General features: G+C 59.5%; 11 protein-coding genes. 5 read left to right on the top strand and 6 right to left on the bottom strand.

Annotated elements, in window-relative coordinates:
* Positions 1-591: 591 nt before the first annotated feature.
* Positions 592-1349, bottom strand: a protein-coding gene (locus ACR652_RS15425) for an IS5 family transposase (protein WP_434507363.1) whose coding sequence is annotated in 2 segments (ribosomal slippage) — positions 592-1013 and positions 1013-1349 — 759 coding nt in all. Because the reading frame shifts where the segments join, the coding sequence is not laid out codon by codon here.
* 83 nt (positions 1350-1432) lie between these two features.
* Between ACR652_RS15425 and ACR652_RS15420 the strand changes: the two genes are divergently transcribed.
* On the top strand, positions 1433-1639 hold the full coding sequence (locus ACR652_RS15420) for a DDE-type integrase/transposase/recombinase (RefSeq protein WP_434507362.1): 207 nt from the start codon (positions 1433-1435) through the stop codon (positions 1637-1639).
* On the opposite strand, the gene ACR652_RS15415 is transcribed toward ACR652_RS15420, so the two are convergent.
* From ACR652_RS15415 to ACR652_RS15405, 3 genes are read right to left on the bottom strand one after another with little or no spacing between them, the layout of a single operon-like run.
* Positions 1589-2899, bottom strand: coding sequence for a sensor histidine kinase (locus ACR652_RS15415; RefSeq protein WP_434507361.1), 1311 nt, complete (start codon positions 2897-2899; stop codon positions 1589-1591). The genes ACR652_RS15420 and ACR652_RS15415 overlap by 51 nt on opposite strands.
* 47 nt (positions 2900-2946) lie before the next feature.
* The gene (locus ACR652_RS15410) at positions 2947-3612 is read right to left on the bottom strand and encodes a response regulator transcription factor (protein ID WP_434507360.1); all 666 of its coding nucleotides are present in this window, start codon (positions 3610-3612) and stop codon (positions 2947-2949) included.
* Positions 3609-3959 (bottom strand): PepSY domain-containing protein, encoded by a 351-nt coding sequence (locus ACR652_RS15405; RefSeq protein WP_434507359.1) that lies wholly within the window; start codon positions 3957-3959, stop codon positions 3609-3611. The genes ACR652_RS15410 and ACR652_RS15405 overlap by 4 nt, the downstream gene beginning before the upstream one ends.
* 137 nt (positions 3960-4096) lie before the next feature.
* On the opposite strand from ACR652_RS15405, the gene ACR652_RS15400 reads away from it, so the two are divergent.
* The 4 genes from ACR652_RS15400 (at position 4097) to ACR652_RS15385 (ending at position 6043) form a co-directional block, all read left to right on the top strand.
* Positions 4097-4384, top strand: coding sequence for a PepSY domain-containing protein (locus ACR652_RS15400; protein ID WP_434507358.1), 288 nt, complete (start codon positions 4097-4099; stop codon positions 4382-4384).
* 100 nt (positions 4385-4484) lie between these two features.
* Positions 4485-5051, top strand: coding sequence for a cytochrome b/b6 domain-containing protein (locus ACR652_RS15395; RefSeq protein WP_434507357.1), 567 nt, complete (start codon positions 4485-4487; stop codon positions 5049-5051).
* Entirely contained in the window at positions 4990-5532 is a 543-nt protein-coding gene (locus ACR652_RS15390; RefSeq protein ID WP_434507356.1) for a DUF1924 domain-containing protein, read from the top strand. The genes ACR652_RS15395 and ACR652_RS15390 overlap by 62 nt, the downstream gene beginning before the upstream one ends.
* 16 nt (positions 5533-5548) lie before the next feature.
* Positions 5549-6043: a hypothetical protein gene (locus ACR652_RS15385; RefSeq protein WP_434507355.1), complete on the top strand. Its 495-nt coding sequence runs from the start codon at positions 5549-5551 to the stop codon at positions 6041-6043.
* A gap of 365 nt (positions 6044-6408) precedes the next feature.
* Here the strand turns inward: ACR652_RS15385 and ACR652_RS15380 are convergent, their stop codons facing one another.
* Entirely contained in the window at positions 6409-6690 is a 282-nt protein-coding gene (locus tag ACR652_RS15380) for a PepSY domain-containing protein (RefSeq protein WP_434507354.1), read from the bottom strand.
* Between the two features lie 216 nt (positions 6691-6906).
* Complete coding sequence (locus ACR652_RS15375; protein ID WP_434507364.1) at positions 6907-7113, bottom strand: hypothetical protein; 207 nt, start codon at positions 7111-7113, stop codon at positions 6907-6909.
* Positions 7114-7263: the final 150 nt, after the last annotated feature.

The following is a 7263-nucleotide window of genomic DNA, read 5'->3' as shown; positions in this document are numbered from 1 at the left end:
GCTGGGCTCACATCCAAAACCTGAAACGTTCTATCTCCAGACATATGCTCAGACCTATGTCGATCACCCGAATCCAGGGCAACCAATCATCGGCGTCCAAGCGTAAGTCCGCTACACGGGAGGCGTTGAGCGCTTACCTTTAACCCCAATCCCGCGCCGATTGTTCTTGGCCGGCACGAGAGCGTGGCAAACGACTCTCGACAAAGGCGTTCGCGCAATCTCGACGTTCGAAATAGAGACATTCGAGCCGCCCGGGGCGATCTGCCTGAAGGGCTTATCTAAGCCTTACGTCGCGCGGTACCATTTCGTCAAGCAAAGCGATAAATCCATGCTGGTAACCCACAACATGGAAGTGCAGGAGCGGCTTGCTCGTTGAAGCCGCGCAAAGGCTTCCTCCAGTCCCGCCGCCTCAGAGCAGCGGGACGGAAAAAAAGAGTCGGGGGACCGGCGCCACAACCAACCATGCCGGCGATCCGGCAAGCCATCCTTGACCTTTTCGCTCGGCCGCCATCCAAGCGATGTCCTCATTGCAATAAGCTACTCGCCAAAACCGGCGAACCTAAACTGCCAAAGTAGTGCTAGGGCCCAGACTCATAACCAGTAGCTGACCGTTGCCGCGATGCAGACTGCGGCGAGGAAGTTCACGGCGCTTCGATCGTAGCGCGTGGCGACGCGCCTGAAGTCTTTCAACCGGCAAAACATGCGCTCAATGGCATTACGGTTGCGATAGAGAAACGGCGAGAAGCAGTTCTTCCACTTGCGGTTGGCCTTCGGCGGGATGTTCGGCATGGCCCCGCCAGCCTCAATCTGGCGGCGAAGGGCGTTGGTGTCGTAGCCCTTGTCGCCGTGCAGAATATTGCAGGAAGGCATCCTTGCCAAAAGTTCCGCGCCGGCGGTGCAATCTGCGACCTGGCCGCCAGTAAGCATGAAAGCGACGGGCCGGCATTTGGCGTCCGTTAGCGCATGGATTTTTGTCGTCCGCCCGCCCCTTGATCGGCCAATCGCCTGGGCGCACTCCCCCCTTTGCCCCCACTTGCAGAGCGATGCGCCTTGACCGCTGATGAGTCGATGAGAACCTGCGTCGGCGGCCCTCCTGCTGCAGCGAGCGCCTCGAAAAGTTGAACCCAAACGCCCTTGGCCGCCCAGCGGACATACCGGTTGTAGAGGGTCTTCTTTGGTCCGTATTCCGGCGGGGCGTCGATCCAGCGCCCGCCCGACTTGAGGACGTGGACAATCCCGCTGATCACACGCCGGTCATCGACCCTCGCCTTGCCGCGTGTGTCTGTCGGCAGATGCGGCAAAATCTTCGAAAACTGGGCCTCGGTCAGCCAGAAAAGGTCGGGAATCATTGGCGCTTCCTTTTGGAAGCGGTGAATCACAAGCCTGCTCTTACGCCAACCAGTTTATAGGTCTGAGCCCTAGAACACAAACGATGTATCGGGCCGTCGACAAGGGCGGCGCCACGGTGGACTTCCTGCTGGCGGCAAAGCGGGATCGCAAAGCGGCGTTTCCCTTCCCACTAAGGGCGATCGATCAAAACGGCACGCCGAAGAGGATCGCGACCGATAATGGTGGCGGTCGGATAATCTCAATTGACGTTCAAATAAGGAACAGAGACTTCAACGGAGAGCCCGCCTAGGTCGCTACGTCCGAGCCAAATCGTACCGCCGTAGGCCTCAACAAGCTCGCGTACGATTGACAGACCGAGTCCCGCTCCGTCGCTCGATGTGGTCTGTTGTTCACCCCGCCGCATCAGACGTGTCATCTGATCCGGCTCAAGCCCTTGCCCGTCGTCGCATACCGAAAGTCGTAGAGCATTGCGATCCGCGCCGACCCTTATTCTGACGGTGGACACCGCGTGGCGCGTGGCGTTCTCGATCAGATTGCCAAGCAGCTCCTCGAGGTCGGCCCGATCGATAGACATCGAAAAATCACTGTCGATGTCGAATTCGAACGCTTTGCCTGTCGCCGCCGGCGTCTTTGCCACCACCGCGGCCACGGCTTCGGCGACAGGCCTGATTCTGACGAGCGGCGCGCCACCGCGGCGGCCGACGATGCGCGCGCGCGTCAGCTCCCGAAGCACGTTGCGATGCATCATCGCGCCGAGCGCCTCGATGTCGTCGGCGATGTCAATTTGTCCCCTCTCACGGAGCTTGCGCGCGTCTGCGTTCAACGCCGTAAGCGGCGTCTTGAGGCCATGAGCAAGATCAGCAGCTCGTCCGCGCGCCTGTTCGATTGCGATGTCGCGCTCATCCAGCAGCACGTTGATTTCGTCGGCGAGCGGGATGACCTCGCGCGGAAACACGGCGGGAAGGCGCAACTGTGCGCCCGAGCGAACATGATGCAATTCGTCACGAATCGCGTTCAATGGGCGCAGGCCAAAGCGTATTTGCGCGACGGACGCTGCGGCGAGCACGACGCCGAGCAGCGTCAATGCCACGGTCAGATCGCGCGAGAAGGCGTTACGCGCCCGCTCAATTTCGGCGTGGTCCCGCGTCACAACCATACGATAGGCCCTTGCGACGCCGCCGCTCGTCAGCAGGACGGAGCGTTCTACCGCCAGCAGAGCTGCGCCGCGCGGCCCTTTCACATCATGAACATGAACGCCGCCATCCGGCACTTCGTCCGGCGGCAGCGAGATTTCTTCGTCCCAGAGCGAGCGGGAGCGGGCAAGAACGATTCCGTCCGACTGAATTTGCCAATACAGTCCGCTATAGGCTTCCGCAAATTGCGGGTCGCCGGGAGGGGTGGCGACGGTCAGCGCTCCAGTCTCCGATAGACTCGACCCGGCAATTAGTGTTCGCAGCTGCGCGTCCGCCTCGGCGACGGCGCGGCGTTCGACGTGCCGCTCGAACAGAAAGGCAAGCGCGAATCCCGCAAGAGCGAGCGCGGCCAGCATTGCGACGAATCCCGCAGCAAGCAGCCGGAGAGTAAGCGAGCGTCCGCTCATGTCGGCCCCGGAACAATGTAACCGAATCCGCGCCGAGTCTCGATGAGATCCACACCCAGTTTTCTGCGAACCCGTCCAATCAAAACCTCAAGCGCGTTGCTGTCCGGCTCGGTGTCATGGGCGTAAACGTGCTCCATAAGCTCATGCTGCGGCACAACGCGGCCGCGATTCCTCATGAGAAAAGAAACAAGACGATACTCTAATGCCGACAGAGCTAGCGGCGCGCCCTTGACGCTGACCCGCATCTGTCGCTCGTCGAGCGTCACCGAGCCGCATTCTATCAGGCTCGTCGCCTGCCCGGCGTGACGCCGCAGGACAGACCGTAGACGCGCGAGCAGTTCTTCCATCTGGAATGGCTTACCGAGATAATCGTCGGCGCCGGCGTCAATACCTTCTACGCGCTCTGGCCATGTTCCGCGGGCGGTCAGCACGATCACCGGCATCGTACGCCTATTCTGGCGCCAACGTTTCAAAACAGCGAGGCCGTCAAGTCGCGGCAACCCGAGATCGAGAACAACTGCGGCATACTCCTCGGTGTCGCCCTTGAACCACGCCTCCTCACCGTCAGCCGTCGTTTCAACAAGGTAGCCGTTCGCCTCGAGTACTGTTCGTATATCGCGTAGAATTGCCGCATCGTCTTCGACAAGCAAAACGCGGGTCATTTCCTCGTCGTCTCCAGAATCTCGCCGGTCCTGGCGTCCACATACACGTCAAAGCGCTGACCGCCGCGATCCAGAACCTTGAATTCGTAGATCCAGCGGCCGTGCTCGCGTTCTATCTCGACCTTGATGGCTTCGCCGGGCAGCTTATCACGCAGGAGGTCTTCGATTTCCGACAGGGATCGCATTTCACCGCGTCGGACCGCCGTTCGGATTTCGTCCTGTCCGATCCTTTCGTCCGCTTTCCCGCCTTGAAGCGCGCAACATGAAAGGCCGAGGCCAAGCAACAGGCCTTGGACTGAACACAGTCCAAGGTGTGAGCGCCGCAAGGTTACGCGATCCAGAAACATCCCGGCTCCATTATTGAACGACGCAGCCTGACAATACGCTGACATCGGGCGTCAGGCGGATGCGGGGCGGCTTCTTTTACTGTCAGCCCATCGGTCGAATGACCGCCGATAGCCCAAAAGCGGAAGGACAAGCGATCATGAGCCGCTCAAACATCCTCTCGAACCTCCTCATTGCCACGGTTCTCACCTTCACTGCGAGCTCTGCCTACGCAGGCAGCTACGCGGCAGGCTGCACCAAGTCTCCCCAAGCTTCGTGGATGAAGATCGAGGACGTTGAAGCCAAAGTGAAGTCGGATGGCTACTTGATCATGAAATCCAAAGTATCAGGCAGTTGTTACGAGGTCTACGCCACCAAGGACGGCAAGCGCTTCGAACTTTTTTACGATCCGACGACCGCCCAACTGGCGTCGACAGTCCTCAAGTGAGACGAGCGAGCAAGGCCGGTGCGTAATAAGGCACTGGGGGGGCCGGCGCTTGCCTTCACCGCTCCATCCTGCGCTTTTTCTATTTGAGAGGATAACCCCGATGACACAGCTGGTCGCGGAAAGCGAACTCGTTACTCAAGGATCCGACGTGAAGGTCTGGGATCCGTTCGTGCGCGTATTCCACTGGGCGCTCGTCGGTATGTTCGTGATCGCTTTCGCCACGAAAGACATCTACGAGATTGTCCATCAAAGCGCAGGCTATACCGTTTTAGCGCTTGTCGCGCTGCGTATTTTGTGGGGATTCGTCGGTTCCGAGCATGCGCGTTTTCGCGATTTTTGCTTTTCGCGTCGGGAAGTGGCGCGATTTGTCTTCGATTCCGCCAGGCTCCAGGCAGAGCGCTACGTCGGTCACAATCCCGCCGGCGGTCTTATGGTGATCGTGCTGATGTTGACGCTCCTCGCGGTCTCGGCCACCGGCATCATGCTGACGATGGACGCATTCTGGGGACAGAAATGGGTCGAGGAAGCGCATGAAGGCGCCGTGACGATCATGCTCGCATTAATCGGTCTGCATCTTCTCGGCGTCTTTGTCGCTTCCATCGAGCATGGCGAAAACCTCGTCCTATCAATGTTTACAGGCCGTAAGCGCACGCCTGGTGACAAGTAATAACCTGAAAACGCGCGCGCAGACGCCCGTCGCTGTCGCAGGATATTCTGCAAACGACATAGCCATTGAGGGCCCCATCATGTCGGTCTCCGAACCCATCATACTTGCCGCCGCGGCATTGGCTTTCTTGACCACGTCGGCCGCGGCGACGAACCCCGCCCAAAAAGCCCTTTTCGAGACCTATGAAGCCATCGCGAAAGGCGATGCGGCGCGCGGCAAAGCCCTGTTCTTCGCCACCCACGCCGGAGGAAAGGCCGAACCGCCGTCCTGCATCTCCTGCCATACCACCAATCTTTCCGGCCCGGGCAAGACGCGCGCAGGCAAAACGATTGGACCGATGGCGGCTTCGGCCGCGCCCAATCGCTTCACCGACCGGGCGGAGGTGGAGAAATGGTTCAAACGAAATTGTTCAGACGTTCTGGGTCGCGAATGTTCGGCTCAGGAGAAATCCGACATCCTCGCGTTCCTGCTTTCCATCTGATCTGAGGAGATCCCCAATGGGCCGCTATGTGAATTCCGGAACGATCGCCGTCGTAGCCGCGTTGTCTGGCGTTGCTTTCGGCGCACAGTCGCTAATGGCCGATGGGTTGAGCCTTACCCCGGTGCGAGAAAAGACCGTCGCCAAGGAATGCGCGGCCTGCCATATGCTGTATCCGCCCGCACTTCTACCCGCCCGCTCGTGGTCCTCGATCGTCGCCAATCTTAACAACCATTTTGGCGAGAACGCTTCGCTCGACGACGCGACGACCAAAGCGATTGCCGACTACCTTGTCGCCAATGCTGACACGGGAGGCATCGGCGCGAAATTGCTGCGCGACCTCAATCCAGAGGTCACGCCGGCGCGTATCACCGACCTACCGTGGTGGAAACGCAAACATGAAAAGAGAAACCGGGTTGGTCCGGCTGCTCTTGCGGAGAACGGCGCAAAATTCAAAGGCGACTGCAAGGCTTGCCACAAGGGCGCCGAACAAGGCTCGTTCGACGATGACTGAGAAAAAATTCGTGATTTGCCGAAGGGCGCAGAGCGAGCCTGTCATGGACAGACCGATGAGGCCTTGGCTCTCCTTGCAAGCGGGCGAACATAGCTCAGAAGCCCGAAAGGCGTCGGGATAAGCGCCTGGAAACGAGCATGCTTCGTTCCAACACCCCCCAGATCGGGCGCACGGCAAGCGCAGCGGCTACGACGTAACCGATTGCTCGGTGCCAGAATCTGCCGTCGTCAAGGAGGAAGAGGTCAATGAAGCAGCCGGTTGCGACGAGCCAGTGAAAGGCTCGCACCAGCGGATCCCAGACGCGGACTTTGATGGAACGATCCGAGGCGCGCGCGCCTTTGCTCAAGGGTCCTGCAAGGGTCATATCAGCCCCCGATATTCGCTTTGACCACTTCCCCGGTAACGGGGTTCAAGTAAACCTCTGCTTTTTGGCCGTCCTTGTTGTAGCCGTAGATCTCGTAGCAATCGCCAGAGACCTTGAAGGTTTTGATCCCCTCATAGCCAAGCTCCATCGCTTTGGCCTTCATCGCCTGCTCGGAGATCCATTTGTTCTTCGATTCAGCGGTGCATTTGGGAGCCGCCTGGGCAAGGGTCGACAGGGCCAGGGTCGCTCCGGCGTCAATTAAATAGGCATAGCCGCGCATCATTTTCTCTCCTGTTCGCCTCGCGATCAGCGTCGCAGGCCATGATGGCGAACTTGACCCGGCTATGCTGTCAGATTGCTGTCAGCACTGGATTTTATTCGAGCGTGGGCAGACAAGCCTCCCTTTGGATCGAGAGCCGACATCGGCTAAGCTTTGGAAATGACAGACTCGCTGTGGCTGGATTTTGCCGTCGCCCTCGCCATAGGGCTGCTTATCGGTTTAGAGCGCGAGCGGAGCAAGGGCGAGGGACCTGCCCGCCGCCCCCTGGAAGACGCTTATACCCGCTCGCGCCGCGGCCTTGGTTTCAGCGTAATGGATCTCCTGAAGGTCGGCTTTGACCGTCGCCGCCATGGACTTCGAGCGTGCGGTCGGCACATCGGTCTTCGGCGGCATGTTGGCGGCAAGCCTTGTCGGCGTCTTCCTCATCCCGGGCCTCTAGGTGTGGTCTCTGAGGAGGTTGTTCACCCGAGCTGAAGGCTTGAGAGTGGTCGTTGCCACACGATGCACTCGGGACTTCTTCGGATGAACAACCCCCATAAGAATGCGCGAATGACGCCGCTTGGTCGAGCGGAAATG

The sequence above is a fragment of the Methylocystis sp. genome (assembly GCF_051061225.1).
Taxonomy (GTDB): domain Bacteria; phylum Pseudomonadota; class Alphaproteobacteria; order Rhizobiales; family Beijerinckiaceae; genus Methylocystis.
Note: the sequence above shows the minus strand (reverse complement) of the source record. Positions and strands in the feature narration are given on the sequence as shown.

What these genes read in the sequence shown, in the direction of transcription:
- ACR652_RS15420 (WP_434507362.1), top strand. Translation starts at nt 1,433, where the DNA reads ATGTATCGGGCCGTCGACAAGGGCGGCGCCACGGTGGACTTCCTGCTG.
- ACR652_RS15395 (WP_434507357.1), top strand. Translation starts at nt 4,485, where the DNA reads ATGACACAGCTGGTCGCGGAAAGCGAACTCGTTACTCAAGGATCCGAC.
- ACR652_RS15405 (WP_434507359.1), bottom strand. Translation starts at nt 3,959, where the DNA reads ATGTTTCTGGATCGCGTAACCTTGCGGCGCTCACACCTTGGACTGTGT.
- ACR652_RS15385 (WP_434507355.1), top strand. Translation starts at nt 5,549, where the DNA reads ATGGGCCGCTATGTGAATTCCGGAACGATCGCCGTCGTAGCCGCGTTG.
- ACR652_RS15375 (WP_434507364.1), bottom strand. Translation starts at nt 7,113, where the DNA reads ATGAGGAAGACGCCGACAAGGCTTGCCGCCAACATGCCGCCGAAGACC.
- ACR652_RS15410 (WP_434507360.1), bottom strand. Translation starts at nt 3,612, where the DNA reads ATGACCCGCGTTTTGCTTGTCGAAGACGATGCGGCAATTCTACGCGAT.
- ACR652_RS15415 (WP_434507361.1), bottom strand. Translation starts at nt 2,899, where the DNA reads ATGCTGGCCGCGCTCGCTCTTGCGGGATTCGCGCTTGCCTTTCTGTTC.
- ACR652_RS15400 (WP_434507358.1), top strand. Translation starts at nt 4,097, where the DNA reads ATGAGCCGCTCAAACATCCTCTCGAACCTCCTCATTGCCACGGTTCTC.
- ACR652_RS15390 (WP_434507356.1), top strand. Translation starts at nt 4,990, where the DNA reads ATGGCGAAAACCTCGTCCTATCAATGTTTACAGGCCGTAAGCGCACGC.
- ACR652_RS15380 (WP_434507354.1), bottom strand. Translation starts at nt 6,690, where the DNA reads ATGATGCGCGGCTATGCCTATTTAATTGACGCCGGAGCGACCCTGGCC.